This is a genomic window from Sphaerisporangium sp. NPDC049457, from assembly GCF_055586705.1.
The window spans coordinates 84,285-101,951 of sequence record NZ_JBVJHR010000023.1 but is presented as its reverse complement, the minus strand read 5'-3'; the positions used below and the strand labels follow the sequence as shown (position 1 = coordinate 101,951).

At 72.7% G+C, this 17,667-nt stretch carries 18 protein-coding genes; 8 read left to right on the top strand and 10 right to left on the bottom strand.

Going from position 1 to position 17,667, the window contains the following annotated elements:
- Positions 1-16: 16 nt before the first annotated feature.
- Complete coding sequence (locus ACZ6QO_RS31335; RefSeq protein WP_465855948.1) at positions 17-847, bottom strand: ABC transporter ATP-binding protein; 831 nt, start codon at positions 845-847, stop codon at positions 17-19.
- Positions 844-1,923: a peptidoglycan-binding protein gene (locus tag ACZ6QO_RS31330; protein WP_465855947.1), complete on the bottom strand. Its 1,080-nt coding sequence runs from the start codon at positions 1,921-1,923 to the stop codon at positions 844-846. The genes ACZ6QO_RS31335 and ACZ6QO_RS31330 overlap by 4 nt, the downstream gene beginning before the upstream one ends.
- Before the next feature lie 198 nt (positions 1,924-2,121).
- Here ACZ6QO_RS31330 and ACZ6QO_RS31325 point away from each other — a divergent pair, with 198 nt between their 5' ends.
- Complete coding sequence (locus ACZ6QO_RS31325) at positions 2,122-2,787, top strand: response regulator transcription factor (RefSeq protein WP_465855945.1); 666 nt, start codon at positions 2,122-2,124, stop codon at positions 2,785-2,787.
- A complete protein-coding gene (locus tag ACZ6QO_RS31320) occupies positions 2,784-3,998 on the top strand; it encodes a HAMP domain-containing sensor histidine kinase (RefSeq protein WP_465855943.1) in 1,215 nt (404 codons plus the stop codon). Before ACZ6QO_RS31325 ends, ACZ6QO_RS31320 begins: the two co-directional genes overlap by 4 nt.
- Positions 3,999-4,025: 27 nt before the next feature.
- Here the strand turns inward: ACZ6QO_RS31320 and ACZ6QO_RS31315 are convergent, their stop codons facing one another.
- The gene (locus ACZ6QO_RS31315) at positions 4,026-4,559 is read right to left on the bottom strand and encodes a hypothetical protein (RefSeq protein WP_465855941.1); all 534 of its coding nucleotides are present in this window, start codon (positions 4,557-4,559) and stop codon (positions 4,026-4,028) included.
- 209 nt (positions 4,560-4,768) lie between these two features.
- Here ACZ6QO_RS31315 and ACZ6QO_RS31310 point away from each other — a divergent pair, with 209 nt between their 5' ends.
- Positions 4,769-6,007, top strand: coding sequence for a PP2C family protein-serine/threonine phosphatase (locus ACZ6QO_RS31310; protein WP_465855939.1), 1,239 nt, complete (start codon positions 4,769-4,771; stop codon positions 6,005-6,007).
- 151 nt (positions 6,008-6,158) lie between these two features.
- On the opposite strand, the gene ACZ6QO_RS31305 is transcribed toward ACZ6QO_RS31310, so the two are convergent.
- From ACZ6QO_RS31305 to ACZ6QO_RS31295, 3 genes are all read right to left on the bottom strand, one after another.
- Positions 6,159-6,815, bottom strand: a complete 657-nt coding sequence (locus ACZ6QO_RS31305; protein WP_465855937.1) for a maleylpyruvate isomerase N-terminal domain-containing protein — start codon at positions 6,813-6,815, stop codon at positions 6,159-6,161.
- 195 nt (positions 6,816-7,010) lie between these two features.
- Positions 7,011-7,985, bottom strand: coding sequence for a hypothetical protein (locus ACZ6QO_RS31300; protein WP_465855935.1), 975 nt, complete (start codon positions 7,983-7,985; stop codon positions 7,011-7,013).
- Position 7,986: 1 nt separating this feature from the next.
- A complete protein-coding gene (locus ACZ6QO_RS31295; RefSeq protein ID WP_465855934.1) occupies positions 7,987-9,084 on the bottom strand; it encodes an MBL fold metallo-hydrolase in 1,098 nt (365 codons plus the stop codon).
- 325 nt (positions 9,085-9,409) lie between these two features.
- Between ACZ6QO_RS31295 and ACZ6QO_RS31290 the strand changes: the two genes are divergently transcribed.
- Both ACZ6QO_RS31290 and ACZ6QO_RS31285 read left to right on the top strand, forming a co-directional pair.
- Positions 9,410-9,817 carry a hypothetical protein gene (locus ACZ6QO_RS31290; protein WP_465855932.1) on the top strand — a complete coding sequence of 136 codons (408 nt, stop codon included), beginning with the start codon at positions 9,410-9,412 and terminating at the stop codon, positions 9,815-9,817.
- Between the two features lie 191 nt (positions 9,818-10,008).
- Positions 10,009-10,581: a hypothetical protein gene (locus ACZ6QO_RS31285; RefSeq protein ID WP_465855930.1), complete on the top strand. Its 573-nt coding sequence runs from the start codon at positions 10,009-10,011 to the stop codon at positions 10,579-10,581.
- Positions 10,582-10,753: 172 nt separating this feature from the next.
- Here ACZ6QO_RS31285 and ACZ6QO_RS31280 read toward each other — a convergent pair whose 3' ends face one another.
- Entirely contained in the window at positions 10,754-11,839 is a 1,086-nt protein-coding gene (locus tag ACZ6QO_RS31280) for a hypothetical protein (protein ID WP_465855928.1), read from the bottom strand.
- Positions 11,840-12,202: 363 nt separating this feature from the next.
- On the opposite strand from ACZ6QO_RS31280, the gene ACZ6QO_RS31275 reads away from it, so the two are divergent.
- Both ACZ6QO_RS31275 and ACZ6QO_RS31270 read left to right on the top strand, forming a co-directional pair.
- The gene (locus ACZ6QO_RS31275; protein WP_465855926.1) at positions 12,203-13,069 is read left to right on the top strand and encodes a hypothetical protein; all 867 of its coding nucleotides are present in this window, start codon (positions 12,203-12,205) and stop codon (positions 13,067-13,069) included.
- A 511-nt stretch (positions 13,070-13,580) separates the two neighbouring features.
- On the top strand, positions 13,581-13,820 hold the full coding sequence (locus ACZ6QO_RS31270; protein ID WP_465855924.1) for a response regulator transcription factor: 240 nt from the start codon (positions 13,581-13,583) through the stop codon (positions 13,818-13,820).
- A 2-nt stretch (positions 13,821-13,822) separates the two neighbouring features.
- Here the strand turns inward: ACZ6QO_RS31270 and ACZ6QO_RS31265 are convergent, their stop codons facing one another.
- A complete protein-coding gene (locus ACZ6QO_RS31265; protein ID WP_465855922.1) occupies positions 13,823-14,560 on the bottom strand; it encodes a class I SAM-dependent methyltransferase in 738 nt (245 codons plus the stop codon).
- A gap of 244 nt (positions 14,561-14,804) precedes the next feature.
- Here ACZ6QO_RS31265 and ACZ6QO_RS31260 point away from each other — a divergent pair, with 244 nt between their 5' ends.
- On the top strand, positions 14,805-15,530 hold the full coding sequence (locus ACZ6QO_RS31260; RefSeq protein ID WP_465855920.1) for a class I SAM-dependent methyltransferase: 726 nt from the start codon (positions 14,805-14,807) through the stop codon (positions 15,528-15,530).
- Between the two features lie 4 nt (positions 15,531-15,534).
- Here ACZ6QO_RS31260 and ACZ6QO_RS31255 read toward each other — a convergent pair whose 3' ends face one another.
- Positions 15,535-16,569, bottom strand: a complete 1,035-nt coding sequence (locus tag ACZ6QO_RS31255; RefSeq protein ID WP_465855918.1) for an alpha/beta hydrolase — start codon at positions 16,567-16,569, stop codon at positions 15,535-15,537.
- Between the two features lie 11 nt (positions 16,570-16,580).
- The gene (locus tag ACZ6QO_RS31250; protein ID WP_465855916.1) at positions 16,581-17,645 is read right to left on the bottom strand and encodes an LLM class flavin-dependent oxidoreductase; all 1,065 of its coding nucleotides are present in this window, start codon (positions 17,643-17,645) and stop codon (positions 16,581-16,583) included.
- Positions 17,646-17,667 lie beyond the last annotated feature (22 nt).

Below are 17,667 nucleotides of genomic sequence, written 5' to 3'. Positions count from 1 at the left end.
GGAGGGGTCGCTACGGTCATCGGGCTCTCCCCTCGACTTCCCACGGAGGGGTCGCTCTGATCATCGGGCTCTCTCGTCGATCTCCGGTCGTTCCGGTCGTTCCGGTCGTTCCGGTCGGTACGGTCGTTCCGGTCGGTACGGTCGTTCCGGTGGCGTCGTGTGGGTGGGCGGGCGGCGGGCCGTCGTCGGCGGCGATCAGGCCGTCTCTGACCCGCACCCTGCGGGGCGTCCGCGCCGCGACGTCGGCGTCGTGGGTGATGATCGCCACGGTGGTGCCCGAGGCGTGCAGAGTGCGCAGGATTTCCAGCACCTCGGCCCCGGCCGCCGAGTCCAGGTTTCCGGTGGGTTCGTCGGCGAGCAGCAGCGGCGGGTCCCCGACGACGGCGCGGGCCACGGCGACCCGCTGCTGCTCACCGCCGGAGAGCTGGTGCGGCTTGTGCCCGAGCCGGTGCCCGAGACCCACGCGCTCCAGGGCGGCGGCGGCCCGTTCCCGCCGCTCGCGCAGCGGCCGGCCGCTGTACAGGGACCCGTCGGCGACGTTGTCCAGTGCGGTGGTGCCGGGCGCCAGGTGGAACTGCTGGAAGACGAACCCCAGGCACCGGGCGCGCAGCGCCGACAGCTCGCGGTCCGACAGCTCGCCGATCTCGTGGCCGGCGATGCGGACGCTTCCCGACGTCGGCCGGTCCAGGGTGCCGATCATGTGGAGGAGGGTGGACTTGCCCGATCCGGACGGGCCGACGATGGCGAGCAGTTCGCCCTCCTCGATGACCAGGCTCACCCCGCGGAGCGCCTCCACGTGCCCGCCGTAGACCTTGCGCACGTCGGTGAGCCGGACGATGGCGGTCACTGCTCCGGCACCCCGACCTTCATGCCCTCGGCCAGTCCCGGGCCGGTGACCTCGACCCGTCCGCCGCCGTACGCCCCCGTCTCGACCGCGACGTAGCGGGACGCACCCCCCTGCACGACCTCCACGCCGAAACCCCCCTCGGCCAGGGCCACCAGCGCCTCGACCGGCACCGACAGCACGTCCTTCACCCGCTCGCTCTCCATGTCGACGGTGACCGGCGCCTGGTCGAGCCGGCCGACCTTCTTCGGCGACTTCAGCGTGATGTCGACGTCGATGGTGGCTCCGCCGTCGTCGCCGGGGTCGCCCTGCCCGGTCGCCTCGGCCACCGTGCCGACGCCGCTGATCGTGCCCTTGACCCGCCGCCCTCCCGGCAGCTCGACGGTCACGGCCGCTCCCTTCCTCGCCATGGACTGGTAGCCGCTGTCGAGGTCCACGTGGACGGTGCGGCGGGTGGAGGTGACGGTGAGCGCGCGCCTGCCCGGGGCCACGGCGTCGCCGACCTCGACCTCGGCGTTCGACACCCGTACCGGCCCGCGGAGGAAGACCACCTGGCTCGCGTCCACCGCGCCGGTCTCCGGCAGGCCGCGGTCCTCCTGCCACTCGCGGACGGCCTGGTAGGTGGCGTAGGTGAACCCCCCGTCCACCGTCATGTCGTCGCCGTAGCCGAGCGCCTTGAGGTTGGACTCCAGCTGCCGCACGTCGGGTCCGTCCACGACGCCGCGGCTCATGGTCCGGTACACCGGGATCGTGCCGTACATCAGCACGAGCGGCTTGCGGTCCACCTTGAGCAGCGCGTGGCCGCGGGTGACGGTGGCCCCCTCCCGGGCGACGGCCGTCACCGTGCCGGCCCCGCCGGCGTAGACCCGCCGTTCGCCGGCGTAGGTCAGCGTGCCGTCGACCGAGGTCGTGTCCACCAGATCGCCGCGGGTCATCTCCGCCGTGTTCCGGGCCGCCGACGCGGACGGCGCAGGTGCGCCGGCGCCGGAGCTCATCACCACGGCGGCGGTGGCCGCCCCGGCCGCGATCACGATCACCCCCAGCCCGGCCGACAGGACGGCCAGGCGCCGAACTCGCATCAACGTGTCACCTCCGTGCTCCGGGACGCACGCCCGGCAGCATGGGTGGGTTTCTAGCCAGGCGCGGATTAGCGGCGGATAAGCGGTGACGCGGCGCGGCGGGCGAGGTCCGGGCGCTTACCGGTGGCTAACGCGCGGTGAGGCACGCTGGGCAGTCGGCCGTCTCATGCAGGCAGGCCATCGGAAGGGGGATCGGAGATGCGTGTGCTCGTCGTCGAGGACGAGGACGAACTCGCCGACGCCATAGCCCGCGGACTACGGCGCCGGGCGATCGCCGTCGACGTGGTCTACGACGGCGCCGAGGCGCTGGAGCGCCTGTGCCACACCGGCTACGACGTGGTGGTGCTCGACCGCGATCTCCCCGAGCTGCACGGGGACGAGGTGTGCCGCCGGCTGGCCGCGACCGGGGCGGCCGGCCGGGTGCTCATGCTGACCGCCGCAGGGCGCGTGGGCGACCGGGTGGCGGGGCTCTCGCTCGGGGCGGACGACTACCTCACCAAGCCGTTCGCGTTCTCCGAACTGGTCGCGCGCATCCGCACGCTCGCCCGCCGGACCGCGCCCGCCCGTCCGGCCGTCCTGGAATGGGCCGGGGTGCGGCTGGACGCGGCGGTCCGCGCGGTGCACAGGGACGGGGCGCCGGTGACGCTCACCCGTAAGGAGTTCGCCGTGCTGGCGGAGCTGATGCGGGCCGGCGGGGCCGCGGTCACTCCCCGGCAGCTCGTGGCGCGGGCATGGGACGAGAACGTGGAGTCGGGGACGGGGGCGTTGCGGGTGACCATCACCACCCTGCGCAGGAAGCTGGGCGAACCGGATGTCATCGAGACCGTGCCGGGCCTCGGATACCGCCTGGGAGGGCAGCGATGATCAGAGCGCGGCTGCACGCGTGGTGGAGCGGCGTCGGGCTGCGCACCCGGCTCACCATCCTCTACAGCGGCCTGTTCTTCGCGGCCGGCACCACGCTGCTGTGGGTGACGTACCTGCTCACGGCCCGCGCGCTGGAGCGGGAGTTCTTCGTGGGGTCGGCCCCGCCGCTGCCGTCGGTCTCCGGAACGACGGAGAAGCCCATGGTGTTCGCGATGAAGGTGCAGCGCGACGTCGTCGCGGCGGTGGAGCAGGGCAGGCAGCAGGTGCTCAGCGATCTGTTCCAGAACTCGGCGCTCATCATGCTGGCCGTGGGCGTGCTGGCGATCATCCTCGGCCATCTCGTCGCCGACCGCGCCCTGCGCCCGCTGCGGCAGGTGACCGAGACGGCCGAACGGCTGTCGGAGAGCAACCTGCACGAGCGCATCGCGCTGGACGGTCCCCGGGACGACGTCAAGCGGCTCGCCGACACCTTCGACGCCATGCTGGACCGGCTCCAGCGCGCGTTCGACGCCCAGCGGCGGTTCGTGCTGAACGCCTCGCACGAGCTGCGCACCCCGCTCGCGATCAACCGCACGCTGCTGGAGGTGGCGCTGGAGGAGCCGGACGCCTCCGAGGACCTCGTGCGCCTGGGCAAGGCGCTGCTGGGCACGAACGCCCGGCACGAACGGCTGATCGAAGGGCTGTTGCTGCTCACCCGGTCCGAGCACGAACTGGTGGCGCGCAAGCCGGTGGCGGTGGACGAGGTCACGCTCGGGGTGCTGGAGGCGCTGGAGGCGATCGCGCGGCGGCGGCGGATCGCCATGGAGCGCCGCCTGTCCCCGGCGACGGCGGCGGGCGATCCGGTGCTCATCGAGCGTTGCGTGTTCAACCTGGTGGAGAACGCGCTGAAGTACAACGTCAAGGACGGCATGGTGCAGGTCGAGGTATCCGACGAGTCAGGAAATGTCATTGTCAAGGTGACGAATACCGGCCCGGTGATCCCGTCCTACGAGGTCGAGGACCTGTTCCAGCCGTTCCACCGGCTGCGCGAGCGCGTCGGCTCCGCGCAGGGCTCCGGCCTCGGGCTCTCGATCGTCCGGGCCATCGTCACCGCGCACGACGGCCAGGTCGACGCCGCGCCCCGCCCGGACGGCGGCCTGGTCGTCACCGTGCGCCTGCCCACCGCCGCCCGTTCCCCGGTCGCGGCCCGCCTCCCCGCCACCGCGAGGTGACCACCGGCGCGCCGCGACCGGAGCCGTTCATCCGCCGGCGCCGGGCGGTGGGGCGCCCGCGCCCGGCAGGAGCCGCTCACACGCCTTCTGCGCGTCCTCCAGCTTCTTCTCGGCCGCCGCCCCGCCGTTCTCGGGCATCTTCAGGAGCATTCCCTCCCCCGGCTTGGGATCGGGCATGTCGATGCCGTGCTCGCGCATGCACCCGGCGTAGGCCAGCATCGCGTCCCTGGCCTTGGGATCGTCCCTGTCCATCCGCTTGCCGCCCTGCATGTACTTGGCGCACGCCTGCTGGGCCGCCTCCATCTTGCCCTGCTGACCCTTGTCGGCCTTGATCATGATCTTGCCGTCCACGGGGTCCTTCATGTCGATCCCGTGCTCGCGCATGCACTGCGCGAACTTCAACGGGTCGCTGGACGTCATCGGCGAGGCCGTCGCGGTGGGCTGCCCCGAGGCCCCGCCGTCCGCCGAGGCGACGCCCGCGCTCTTGGCCTGGCCACCGCATCCGGCCAGCGCGAGCACGGGTAGTGCCGCGAACACCAGGGCCAGCCGCCGGACTGTCATTTCGTCCTCCTCCTCGCGTCCCCGGGCCCGTTGCCCGGCCGACGGCACCATGTCTACGGAGCACGGGATTAGCGAGAGGTAAGAGTCGGACGCGCCTGCCCGGACGACTGTGCGGTGTTCCCATACCTATGGCCAAGATTTGCCATACATGCCCCTTTCGCTGTTCCACACGGGTAAGGCTTGTCTTGCGTGAGGACAGGGGGCGGGTGATGCCGAGGAAGGTTTCCGCCGGTGCCGCCGACCTGATGGCCGAACTGGTCGAAGCCGGCCACCTGTCGGCCCTGGAGAGGCTGCCGGAGCTGCTCGCCGAGCACGCTCCGCTCGCCGGGCTGCGCGATGTGCTGGTCTATCTGATCGACCTGCAGCAGGAGACGCTGCACCTGCTCCCGCTTCCGGCCGGCGCCCACCCGCAGCCCGCCGACCCGCCGGTCGAGCTGCCGGTCGAGGGCACCCTGCCGGGCAAGGCGTTCCAGCAGCTCCAGGTGCTCGCCAAGAACTACGACGGCGGCGGCCCGGAGTGGTGGTGGGTGCCCCTGCTCGACGGCACCGAGCGTCTCGGCGTGATGCGCGTCAGCGCCGACGAGACGACGGAGCAGACGCTCTCGGACATCAGCTGCCTGGCCTCGACCGTGGCGCTGCTGGTGGTGAGCAAGCGCTCGCACAGCGACACCTACGCCCGGCTCGTGCGTACCCGCCCGATGAGCGTCACGGCGGAGATGCAGTGGAACCTGATGCCGCCGATGAGCTTCGCCAACGACAACGTGGTGGTCGCCGGGGCGCTGGAGCCGGCCTACGACATCAGCGGCGACGCCTTCGACTACGGCATCGCGGGCGACAACCTGCACCTGGCGATCTACGACGCCATGGGCCACGACGCCTCCGCCGGCCTCACCGCGACCCTGGTCGTCGCCGCCTGCCGCAGCAACCGGCATCAGGGCAAGGCCCTGCCCGCGACCGCCGAGGCCATCGAGGACACCCTGCTGGAGGAGTTCGGCGCCGACGAGCGCTTCGCCACCGCGCTGCTGGGCAACCTCGACATCCCGACGGGCCTGCTCACCTGGGTCAACTGCGGCCACCATCCCCCGGTGCTCCTCCGGGACGGGCACTGGGTGGGCACGATGGAGTGCAAGCCCTCCCACCCCCTGGGCCTCAACCTCGGCCTGCCGCTGGTGACCTGCCAGGAGCAGCTGCAGCCGGGCGACCGGGTGCTGCTCTACACCGACGGCATCACCGAGGCCCGCAACCGGGACGGCCAGGAGTTCGGGCTTCCCCGCTTCGTCGACTTCGTCATCCGCAGCGTGATGGACGACCTTCCCGTGCAGGAGATGCTGCGCCGGCTCATCCGCAGCGTGCTGACCTACCACGACCGGCAACTACAGGACGACGCCACAGTCCTGCTGATCGAATGGCGCGGCCCCACCCCCCGCCGCCCGGTACCGCGTCCCTAGCCAGGATTTCCCGGGCTTCACGGCGAATCTCGTCGTCTCCACCCACCGACGGCCGCGCTCGTTTCAGCCGGGCGAATATTCGCGGGGCACGAGCTACGGGTGGGTCGACGGAGGGCGGGGCGCCGTCCTCCGGGTGGCGGCGTGCGGCCGGTCAGCCGAGGACGAACGGGAGCCTTCCGGCCGCCTCGCCCAGTTCGGCCTTTTCCGCGTCGGTCGGGGCACGCCGACCTGTGCCGACGAGCAGCGCGTCCTTGTCGGTGAACGACGCGGGGAAGGCGGTCCGCGCGATCGTCTCCAGCATCTCGCGGGACCGGGCGAGGCTCTCGGCGGGCGGGTCCGCCGCGTCCGGAAGGTGCGCGACCAGGTCGAGGTGGTGCAGCGTCCACTCGAGGACGTACGCGGAGAGGTAGTCACCCGCGGTGAGGACCTCGCCGCGGGTCCCGACCCGCAGGCCCGGGTCGGCGAGCCCGGCGGCGCGGCCGGCGGCGGAGCCGACGTCGTCCAGGTGGAACTTGAGCAGCCGAGGCTCCTCGTACGCGGCGGCCAGCCGGACGGTCAGCGCGTCGAGCGGGTCGTCACCGGTGGGCGGCGTGTCAGCGACCTCCCAGTAGGTCACCGCGTCGCGGGTCGGTTCCGTGTCGGCGGGGGTCACCAGGGTGATCAGAACGTCCTGCGCGTCGATCACCAGATGGCACACCAGGTCGCGCACGAGCCAGCCGGTACAGCCGGACGGCCGCACGAAGTCCTCGTCCGGCAGTTCGGCGACCGCCGTACGCAACGCCGCCCAAGAGCGTACGAACAGGTCCACACCGGCAAGGTAGTGCGACGCCGCGACGGCGGACAAGCGCGACGAACGTTCGCCGGGCCGGGCACCGTACAACGGCGCCGCCATCGCCGTACCACGACCCGCCGACCCGGCGCCGGACACATCCAGCACACATGAGCGGAGAAGGGCATGGTCACTCGGGTCATCGGCTCAGACGGCGGGCTTTTGGGCGGGTATTTAGGGGTGCAGGGCGGCTTGTGCTTGTTGGGCGCGGCGGCGGGCCTCGGTGGCGCGGCGGGCGGCGCGGTCGCGCTCTCGCTCGGCCACGCCGAGCCGCTTGGTCGCCGCCTCCTGGCGTTCCCTGGCGGCCTCCAGTTCGCGGCGCAGGCGTTCGACGTCCTCACCGGCCGCCGTGCATACCTGGGCGGCCTCGGCGGCCTCCGCCTCCCATTCGCCGAGGACGCGCGCGGCCTCTTCCGCGGCGGCCGCGGCGTCGGCGGCCCGTCGCACCAGCGCTCGGCGCCGCTCTTCCTCCTCCCGGCGCCTGGCCTCCTCACGCTCACGGCGCCGCGCCTCCGCGCGGGTCTCCCCCGCCTCCCGCGGCGCCGAGGGCCCCTCGCCGTCGCCCTCGCCTTCGCCGTCGCCCTTCCCGGGGCCGGGGCGGCGATCGCCCGCGGGACGCTTCCCGGACGCGGGCGGGGCGGCGCGGCCGGACCGCGACGCCGCCATGCCCGGCAGTGCCCCGACAGGCCCGAAGCCGACGTGGCTGCGCGGCTGCGCCAGCCGCCCGTGCCGGACCTCCTCGGCGACCTCCTCGTCCATCGTCGCCGCGTGCAGGGTGTCCTCGACCTCGCGCGCCGCCGCCTCGCGCAGGGGACGGCCCGCCCGCTCGGCCAGTTCGTGCGCGGTGCGGGCAAGGCGGGCGACCAGTTCGCCGCGCCGCTGGTCCAGTTCGCCGATCTGCCCGCCCGTCTGCCAGGCCGCGCGCAGCTCGGCGCCCAGGTCGAGCAGCTCGCCCAGTTCGTCGGGGGCGTCGCGGGCGAGCCGGTTCACCGCCCACGCCGAGACGGTCGGACGCCGCAGCGCGCCGATGGTCTTGGCCAGGCCGGCGTCCCCGGCCTTCTTGGCATCGGCGGCCAGCCGCTTGCGCGCCTCGACGAAGTCTTCCGGCGCGCCGCCGTACAGCTCGCTCACCGCCTGGGACAGGTCCACGTCACCCCCTTATCAGGGTCTCCCACCAGCCGTCCACCGCGGGCGCGGCATCGACGTCGACGGTCTCGCCCGGCCGGGGCGTCACGATGCGGACGTCACGGGCCTTCGCCTCGCGCCACAGCCGCTCCACCGGCTCGGCCCACGGGTGCAGCGCCAGCGTGAACGTCGCCCAGTGCACGGGCAGCAGCAACCCGCCGCCGAGGTCGACGTGAGCGTTCACCGCCTCTTCCGGGTCCATGTGAATGTCCGGCCAGGCGGAGTTGTACGCGCCGATCGGCATCAGCGTCAGGTCGAACGGCCCGTGCTCGGCGCCGATCCCGGCGTACCCCTGGAAGTAGCCGGAGTCGCCGGCGTAGAAGACCTTGCGCCGCGCGCCGGCGACCACCCACGAACCCCACAGCGTGTCGTTGCGGTTGAAGGTGCGCCCCGAGAAGTGCCGGGCCGCGGTCGCGGTGAACCGCAGCCCGGCCACCTCGGCGTCCTCGCCCCAGTCGAGCTCGATGACACGCTCGGACGGCACGCCCCAGCGCTCCAGGTGGGCGCCGATGCCGAGCGGCACCAGGAACGGCGCGGAACGCGTGCGCGTCAGCCTGCGCACGGTCGCCAGGTCGAGGTGGTCGTAGTGGTCGTGCGAAATCGCGATGGCGTCGATCGGCGGCAGCGAGTCCAGGCCCACCGGGACGGGGTGCAGCCGCTTCGGCCCCACGAGCTGCGAGGGCGACACCCGCCTGCTCCACACCGGGTCGAACAGGACGCGCCGTCCCTCGATCTCGACCAGCGTCGACGCGTGGCCGTACCAGACGACCCGCAGTCCGTCGGCGGGGGACGGCGCGGCCGACGGCGTCAGGAGCGGCACGGTCCCCGGCGGGCGGCGCAGGTCGCGGCCGGTGACCAGCTCACGCACCATGTTGGGCGGCGGCCCGGCCGGCACCTTGGTCGTGCCGGACATGGGGTTGTGGAAGACGCCGTCCTTGAACTGGGGAGACCTGAGGATGCGGGCGGCGCGCGGCTCACCCGACCGCAGCGGCCTGACCCCCAGCTCCGCAGGGATGTCACGCAGCGCCCATCCCGCCGCCGCCAGCACCGCGGCGGCCGCCATCAAACTCTTCGACGCTCGGCTTCCCGTCACCCGTTCACACTCCCCGCACCTGAGTCATATCCAGCCGAACTCCTCCCGGCACGCCGGGTGTTCCCGTCCACGGCAAGAGGTCGTACGGCTCGGTCGTACGGCTCGCCCCGCGCCGACGCGCGTACAGGAAGCGCCAACACCGTCACCTCCTCCGGCCATGGTGTCAAAAGGCGGTCAAAGACACACGGAAGACGACAGCTCAGGCGAAGGGTGGGCGCGGGCCATGGGTAGGGAGCCTGACGTCATCGATGCACCGGCCGGGCACGCCCGTCCGCCGGGCGACATGGAGAGGCAGGTGCGCGAAATGGCTCGTCACCGCGCGGACAACCCGCTGGTCGGCGCGCTGCCACAGGCGTCGGCCTCGCCCAGCCTGCTGGGCTTGCTGGCGTCGGCCTTCTGCGCGCTGACGGCGTTGGGGTTGGGCGCGTGGTCGCCGGCCGGCGCCGAGGCGATGAGCGCGCCCCGTGGCCCGGTGGCGGTCATGACGAGCGGCGACCGGGGGCCGGTCCGCACGCACGCGGGCAACGGCCGGCGCAACAACGCCTACGTGGCCGTCCACAGCCCGACGGTGCTCCGTGGGCAGCAGCAGGTTGCGAACACCATCACCGGCGGATACGCCCGCACCCAGACGGCTCAGTGCCATCGGCAGCGCGTCTGCGTCATCACGCAGAAGAGCCGCATAGGCCACCGTCACCGGAGATGAGCCGCGAACGCGCGCCACGCCTCGCCGCTCGTCGCTCTCGTCATGCATGGCAATGATCCGGTAATGACCTCCGCGCGCGGATAGTCAGGAACGGGGTGGCCACACCGCCCGGCGATACGCTGACCACTCCGGTCCGGATCCCGGACCCGCCCGCCCGGGTTCAAGGGTGACGCAGCAGGGGGCGACAGAAGATGACGCGTCAGCACCGCGGCCGAGTGCTCGCCGGAAACCTCGCCATGTGCCTGCTCGCGGGCGCCTCGGCGTCGATCGTCTTCGGCGTGGTGGCCCCCGCCGCGAGCGCCGACACCGACGCGGGGCGCTCGGCCAAGGGACGCCATCACGTCCGCGCGAAGGCACACCACCACGCCCGAGCGCACGCGCGAGCCCGCGGGCACGCGCGCGACGATGACGACTCCGGGACCGGCTCGGGCTCGGGGTCCGATTCGGGGTCGGACGTGCTGAAGATCGGGAACGGCAAGCGCAACAACAGCCTGGCCACGGTGCGCAGCCCCACCAGCAACCGCGGCTACCAGCACACCTCGGCCGACACCATGGGCGGCACGACCGGCATCCAGAACGCGCTGTGCAAACACGCCAAGGTGTGCAACATCCATCTGAAGGTCATCATCATCAACCCGGCCCCGCCGAAGAAGGCCAAGAAGGCGACGTCCACCGCCGACGCCACGACGACCGACGACTCCTCGGACGGTGCGACCGCCGGCGCGAACACCACCGGCGATGACGACGACTGCTGCTGCGACTGACGCCGCGACGGCCGTTCCGCGACCGCCACGGGCGTGAGACGACCCCCACGGGCTGAGACGGCCGCCACGGGCGTGGAACACCCACGGGCGTGAGACGGCCGCGGCACGAGGGCCGTGCCGCGGCCGTGGGTCGGGGTGTCGGACCGTCACCGGCGCGTTGCCGGGGGGCGGCTCAGGGAGTCGGGGTGACGGTGATCGTCTGCGTCACCGTCGGATCGGCCGTGGGGTTCTCGCTCGGCTCGGTGGGGGTGGGACTGGGGGTGGTGGGTTCGCTCGGCGTCACGGTGGGGATCGCCGTCGGCGTGGGGGCCGGGGTGGCGCAGGACGCGGGGGTACGCCACTTGCTCTGGTTCGGCGCCCAGTAAGTGGCGGGCCACCAGCCCTTGCCCGGCCAGTACCTCTTGCTCGGGCGGGACAGGTCCACGATGTAGCCGGCCGTCGCGGCCGCCTCAGGCGCGGGGGTCACGGTCTCCTGCGGAGCCACGGTCCCGCTGTCCTGGGGCGCCACCGTCCCGGGATCCGACGGCGTGGAGCTCACGGTGTCCGACGGCGTAGGAGTCGCGGTCTCGGACGGCGCGGGGGTGGCGGTGTCGGACGGCGCGGAAGTCGCGGTGTCCGACGGCACAGGAGTGGCGGTGTCGGACGGCGCGGAAGTCGCGGTGTCCGACGGCACAGGAGTGGCGGTGTCGGACGGCGCGGGGGGCGGGGTGGGGTCTGGCGTCGCGCTCTCCCCCTGAGGCGCGGCGGTCAGCGAAACCCAGTCGCCCTGCTTGATCTCGCCGTTGCCACGGCGGCCCGAGACGACGCGGGTGTCGTCGGTGATCGCGTACGCCCTCTCGTAGCCGTCCAGGCTGCGCACGGTGATGGAGTCCTCGGCCACGGCGGTCGCCTGGCCGGTCTGGGTGAGCAGCGTGACGAAGGTGCAGCTCTTCTTGACCGCCATGACGAACTCGCCGTGCATCGTGCCGACGAACGGCCAGGGGGCCACCTTCGGCACCGGCACCGAGGGCACGGGGGTCGGCGGCACGGCCGGCGGCAGACCGGTCGGCGGCGCGGTCGGAGTCTCGGTGGTCGTCAGGGTGGGGGTGGGGGTCTCCACGGGAGGCGTCGTGGGGGACGCCGCGGAGGCCGCGGCCATCCCGACGCCTCCCGACGCCACCAGTACGAGGGCGGCGGCGAGGATGGGCGGGCCTGAGAGGCGCCAGCGCGGCCCGCCTGATCCGTTTTCGTGCGGCTTGTCAGGTTTGGTGGGCGTCACCGTTGTTCCTCCATTGGCTTGTCTGGTCAGCCCGCCGCGAATGGCGGCGAGTCGACAGGGCCGTTCTGCCTTACCCCTTCTAGAACGGCCCTCACGCCCCTCCGGCTCGATTCCGGCCGACAAAAGCGTCCAGAACGCCCTCCCGATCGCCCGCGTCCACGCCGCCCGCCCCAAGCGCGCCGCCCGCACCGCCCTCGCCCCAAGCCAGGTGAACGCGGCATTCCACCTCCACCCGACACCCCTGCCGACAACGCGCGACCGCCCCCGGCACCATGCCAGAAAATTTCACCAACATTTCCTGACAACCAAGCATCCTCACGCACCGTCTCCTCTCGTGCCCCATCCGTCATGACAGGAGCCGCAGTGCGCATCCCCCCGGCCCTCCCCGCCGCCGCCTTGGCCGGCGGTCTGCTCCTCCTCTGCTCTCCGGCGCACGCCACCGCCCTCGCGGGCGGGCAGGGCACGGTCGTCGTCACCGACATCGTGGAATACCAGTGCACCGACAGATCAGGGAGCGCTCAACGGCAGGACATCCGGGTGCAGGTCGAGTTGACGATCCCGACCGGCGTCGTGACCGGGCAGCAGATGACCATCGGCTGGCGGGGCGTGTACGTCGGCGGCGGCTCGCTGGTGGCCCCCGCGGCCGGGCTGCCCGCCGGCACCAAGATGTACGCGTACGCGTCCATCAGCGACCTCCCCCAACTGAACTCGGCCACGGGAATGGCTTCTCTCGGCGGGCAGATCGGCCCGGGCGAGCCCATCGCCCTACCGGCCGTCGGCATGAAGACCACGTCGATGAACACCGGCACGGCCAGGGTGAAGCCCGGTGCGATCAACTTCGGTTCCACACCGAGCGAACGGCTGATCGAGTGCGAGGTGGGCAACGCCGACGCCCTCGCCTCCTATGCGCTGACGGTCGCCGGGGGCGCTGGGGGCGCCGCCACGGACGACCCCACGCCGCCGGCCACCTCTCCGACCCCGACCTCGACCCCTGCCGGGACGGAGACCGGAGGCGATGGCGAGAGTGAGGACGAGGAGGAGGCCGGGACGCAGGTGCCTGCCGGGGACGGCAACGCCAAGGTGACCAGGACTCCGGCCGGCGCCGCGGACACAGGAGGCGGCGGCCAGGCGGGCCCCGATGGACGGGTGCTGGTGCTGGCCGGGCTGGTGGTGGCCCTCACCGCCGGCGCGGGGCTCCTTGTACGCCGCCGTGCCGTCCGCGGGGGATGATCGTCCCGGTGTGAGAACCGATCGTCAGGAGCATGGCCAGCACGACGCCACGTGGCCGAGGGGGCCCGCCCGGCGGGCCGCCCCGCCCCTTCGCCTTCGGAGCGTCACCGGCGGACTGCGATTCGCCAAGGCATTTCGGGGCGTCTTGCAAGCAAAAGTCGTCATGATCTATATTACGGGCGAGCGGGGGACGGAAGCAGATCTACTAGGTGAATGACACCGATAGTCAACGTCGGCTTCAACGTCACCAGCCGTCAACGACGGTCACCGTAAGCGACCCGGCCGTGTAATTCAATCTTGAATTGAACCGCCATCTCCCCGGGCGACAGTGGTTCAGGAAAGGCGCAGGAGGCGCCCGTTTCACTGCGCAGGTAGGTAACGGTGCTGAGTGCGCTGGGGCTGTCCGCGCGCGACGAGGCCATCTACCGCATCATGCTGGACCACCCGGATTTCGGCGTGGCCGACATCGCCGCCCATCTGGGCCTGGCCGACCACGACGTCCGGGAGGCCCTTGTGGAGCACCGGGACGCCCATCACCGAGCTGCCCGCGCGCAACGAGCACGGGCTGACCCCGCAGGAGCACAACCTGCTGCGGCTCCTCGCCGACGGCCACACCGACGAGTCCGCGGCACGGAGCCTGGCCATCTCGCTGCGGAGCGTCCAGCGCATGATGAACGCGCTGACCGAGCGCCTCAACGCGGTCAGCCGCTTCCAGGCCGGCACCGAGGCCGGCCGGCGCGGGTGGGTCTAGGGTCATCGCATGTAGAAGCACAGCATCGGGTCGTTGCGCCCGGTGTGCACCGCCTCGCCGAGGTCCAGGGTCCGCTTCAGCTCCGACAGCCCCCGGTTGACCTCCGGAGCGGCCGCCCGCGACGCGGTGAAGTAGCCGATGCCGCGCTCGGCCAGCCACGAGAGCACGACCCGGCCTTCGCTGAACGGCCACGGCCGCCGCGTGTGGAAGACGTCGTGCACGCTGACCGGCACGCCGGGCGGGACCGTGGGGAACAGCTCGTTGACGTACCAGCGCGCGAAGCTCCTGGTGTGCGCCGCGTCCACGAACAGGTAGTCGATCGCGTGGTCGTGGTCGGCGAGCATCTCGCGCGCGTCGCCGTGGACGAACGTCCACCTGCCCTCGGCGAGCTCCTGCGGCACGTTCTTACGGGCGTTGTCGACCAGGTCGTAGGTGTGCAGGTGCCCGGCGCCGTTGTCCCGCAGCGCGCGCAGCAGCCAGGTGGTCGACCATCCGTCCAGCGAGCCGATCTCGACCACCACCTCGGGCCGGTGCTCCCGGACCATCAGGTAGGTGATCTCGGCTTCGAGGTCGTCCAGTTTCGTGGCGACCCCCGGATTCGCGGCGCGCATCGCGTGCTGCTCGGCGCGCACGGCCCGCAGGTCGCCGGCGTATTTCCGGTACAGGTCGATGACGTAGCCGAGGTTCAAATCACCGTTCTCCGCGTAACCCGCCGCCTGTTCCACGCGATTTCCGTCCACGCCGTGCCTCCTTGTATTACGCGTCCGCGCCGGCCGCGTGCGGCCGGTCGCGGCGAGGCCGGCCCTTCGGCTCCGCCGCGCCGGCCCGCCACCGAAGATCTACCGGATTTCGGAGAATATAGGAGCCGCCTTTCATTTCGTTATGTGCGTTGTTTCGGCCGGGACCGCGCGGCGCCGGCTCCGGCGCACGCCGAATTCGCCCGGCCCCTGTACACGGCGGGCGATCAGCGGTAAGAAACTCAGCGTGACGAAGCCGCGTGCGAACTATGGTGTGGACGCCCCTGCCGTGCTGGCCGGGCTGACCGTGGGAGGGGTGGTGGAGCTCGGCCTGGCCGCCGCCTGCTTCGCGGCCGGCTGGACGATCCTGGCGGTGGTCCTGCTGGTCGGCGGGCTCATCCTGGTGGCCGGCGCGGCGTTCTTCGCGCACACCACCCTCCGCGGCAAGTTCCAGGTATGGGACGCCGAACTGGACGCGCTCGGCCTCGCCGGCGGCGAGCGCGTCCTCGACCTCGGCTGCGGCCGCGGCCTCGTCCTGCTCAAGGCCGCGGCCAGGCTCCCCTCGGGCACGGCCACCGGCATCGACCTGTGGACCCGCGACCAGTCGGGCAACAGCCAGGACGCCACCTGGGCCAACGCCCGCGCCGAAGGGGTGGCCGACCGGGTCGAGCTGGTCACCGGCGACATGCGCGCCCTGCCGTTCGAGGACGCCACCTTCGACCTGGTGGTCTCCAGCCTCGCCGTGCACAACATCCCGGACGCCGACGGGCGCGCGCGGGCGGTCGCCGAGGCCTTCCGCGTGCTGAAGCCGGGCGGGCGGCTGCGGCTGGCGGACTTCCGGCACGGCGCCGCCTACGCCGCCGTGCTCCGCGAGCGCGGCGCGCTGGACGTCGAGGTGCGCGACCTCGGCTGGCGGTTCTGGTACGGCGGCCCGCACGCCCGCACCGCCATGGTGACGGCCACCCGCCCGTGACGTCTCACGCGGGCAGGGCCGACAGCCAGGTGCGGACGGCGGTGAACAGGGCCGGGGCGTTGCGGTGCAGGTTGAGCGCGTGCCCGGCCCCCGGCAGCACGAACGTCGACAGGTGCGCCTCCGGCGCGTAGAACCAACTCTCCCAGGTTTTGACCGCCTCCGCGTCGGTGCACTGCAGGTAGGGGCCGTTGCAGAACAGGTCGTCGTGCTCGCCGACGGCCACGAACACCGGGGCTCGGACGGCGCCGGAGATCGCCGGGTCGCCGGCCTCGGCGAGCGTCGCCTGCTCGCCGGTCGTCATCGTCGTCTTGGTCAGCTCGACGACCGACGGCATCGCCGGGGAGACGCCGGCCGGGTCGAGGAACAGGCCGGCCCGGGTGCCCGCGCGGGTGGTGAGGTAGCCGGCCGGCGGGCGGGTCGGCTTCAGGAGCGGATCGCCGGCGGCGGGCACGAGGGCCTCGTTGAGCGCGTCCAGCTTCGGCCCGACCGAGTGGACGAAGCCGGTGGCCACGACGGCGTCCAGGTCGGCGTGCCGGGCGGCCTCGGTGACCAGGACGCTCGCGCCGAAGGAGTGCCCGACGCCGACCACCCGCCGGTAGGCCGTGCCGTCCACCCCGCCGCCGCGCAGCCGTCCCACGATGTCGTGGACGGCCTCGACCTCGCTGCTCAGCGTCGTCGTGTCCGCGGGCGTGCGGCCGCTCAGCCCGGTGCCGGGCCGGTCGAGGGCGAGGACGGCGTACCCGGCGGCGGCCATGGCGGTCGCGTACGGCCGGGCGCCCGCCTCGGCGGGGGTGAGCCAGTACGCCTGGTCGAACGTCGCGCCGGCCAGCAGCAGCTGGACGGTCGACGGCGGCGGCCCGGCGGGACGGCAGAGCGTCCCGCGCAGGGTGACAGGGGTGCCGGCCACGGCCGCAGGGACGGCCAGCAGGCGGCAGCTCACCCCGCCCGTGCCGCCCGCCGCCGCGGCGGGCGGTCCTCCGGCGGCGACCAGGGCGAGCCCCGCCGCCAGCGCCGCGAGCAGTCGCGCACCCGTTCGCATCGATCTCTCCTTCATGACCGGCCGGACGGCAGGGTGGGCAGCACCTTGTCCAGGAACCGTTCCAGGCTCGCCACCGCGACCTCGCCCGGCACGGCGCCGAAGTCCATCTGCCAGAGGAACCCGTCGGCGCCGAGCGCCTGGGAGACCTCCTGGATCCGCTCGGCCACGGTCGCCGGAGCGCCCACGATGGCGCTGCCCATGGTGCGGAACGACACCGGGTCCAGCGCCCGTATGGCCCGGCTCATGCCCGTGTAGCCGCGGTAGTCGTCGGAGGCGGCCGAGACCCACGAGTCGGTGGCGTCCGCCCACACGTCCAGGTAGGCCCGCAGCAGCGGGTCGGCGGTCCGGGACGCCTCCTCGTCGCTGTCGCCCACGTACAGCGGGAGGCTCGCCACGACGCGCGGCGGGTGCGGGTGCCCGGCGTCGGCGTGCGCCTCGCGGTAGACCGCGATGTGGTCGCTCATCTCGGCGAGCGGGGTCAGCGCCGGGGTGACCAGCAGGTTGTACCCCCGCTCGCCGATCCAGGCGAAGCTCTCGCGCGAGCGCACGGCCGCGATCCACACCGGCGGGTGCGGGCGCTGCACCGGCCGGGGCAGCGTGGTGACGTCCCGGAAGCGGAAGAACGGCGTGTCGACGCTGACGTTCTCCTCGGTCCACAGCCGCAGCACGGTCTCCACGGTGGCGGTGAAGCGCTCCCTGCTGCCGTCCATCGGCACCTGGAAGGTGGCGAACTCCTGGGGCAGGTAGGCGCGCGCGAAGCCGATGTCCAGCCGTCCCCCGCTGATGGCGTCGACCATGGCCGCCTCGGAGGCGAGCTGGACGGGGTGGTGGAACACGGGCAGCACGCATCCGGTCATCAGCCGGATGCGGGTGGTCGCGGCGGCCACGGCGGACAGGAACGCCAGCGGGCTCGGGCAGTAGCCGCCGTAGGCGCCGAGGTAGTGCTCGGTCATCTTCACGTGGCTCATGCCGCCCTGGTCGGCGAGGCGGCTCAGCAGCAGCACGTCCCGGAAGTACTCGTCGGGCGCCTTGGTCGCCGGCGCGCAGTCCGGCAGCAGGGACAGGCCGTGGAACATGGGCGTTCCTCTCTCCGCGCGA

Bases quoted from the DNA above. Each gene is read 5' to 3' on its own strand.
- ACZ6QO_RS31250 (WP_465855916.1), bottom strand. From the start codon at position 17,645: ATGTTCCACGGCCTGTCCCTGCTGCCGGACTGCGCGCCGGCGACCAAG.
- ACZ6QO_RS31285 (WP_465855930.1), top strand. From the start codon at position 10,009: ATGACGCGTCAGCACCGCGGCCGAGTGCTCGCCGGAAACCTCGCCATG.
- ACZ6QO_RS31330 (WP_465855947.1), bottom strand. From the start codon at position 1,923: ATGCGAGTTCGGCGCCTGGCCGTCCTGTCGGCCGGGCTGGGGGTGATC.
- ACZ6QO_RS31325 (WP_465855945.1), top strand. From the start codon at position 2,122: ATGCGTGTGCTCGTCGTCGAGGACGAGGACGAACTCGCCGACGCCATA.
- ACZ6QO_RS31315 (WP_465855941.1), bottom strand. From the start codon at position 4,559: ATGACAGTCCGGCGGCTGGCCCTGGTGTTCGCGGCACTACCCGTGCTC.
- ACZ6QO_RS31320 (WP_465855943.1), top strand. From the start codon at position 2,784: ATGATCAGAGCGCGGCTGCACGCGTGGTGGAGCGGCGTCGGGCTGCGC.
- ACZ6QO_RS31255 (WP_465855918.1), bottom strand. From the start codon at position 16,569: ATGCGAACGGGTGCGCGACTGCTCGCGGCGCTGGCGGCGGGGCTCGCC.
- ACZ6QO_RS31295 (WP_465855934.1), bottom strand. From the start codon at position 9,084: ATGGCGGCCGCCGCGGTGCTGGCGGCGGCGGGATGGGCGCTGCGTGAC.
- ACZ6QO_RS31310 (WP_465855939.1), top strand. From the start codon at position 4,769: ATGCCGAGGAAGGTTTCCGCCGGTGCCGCCGACCTGATGGCCGAACTG.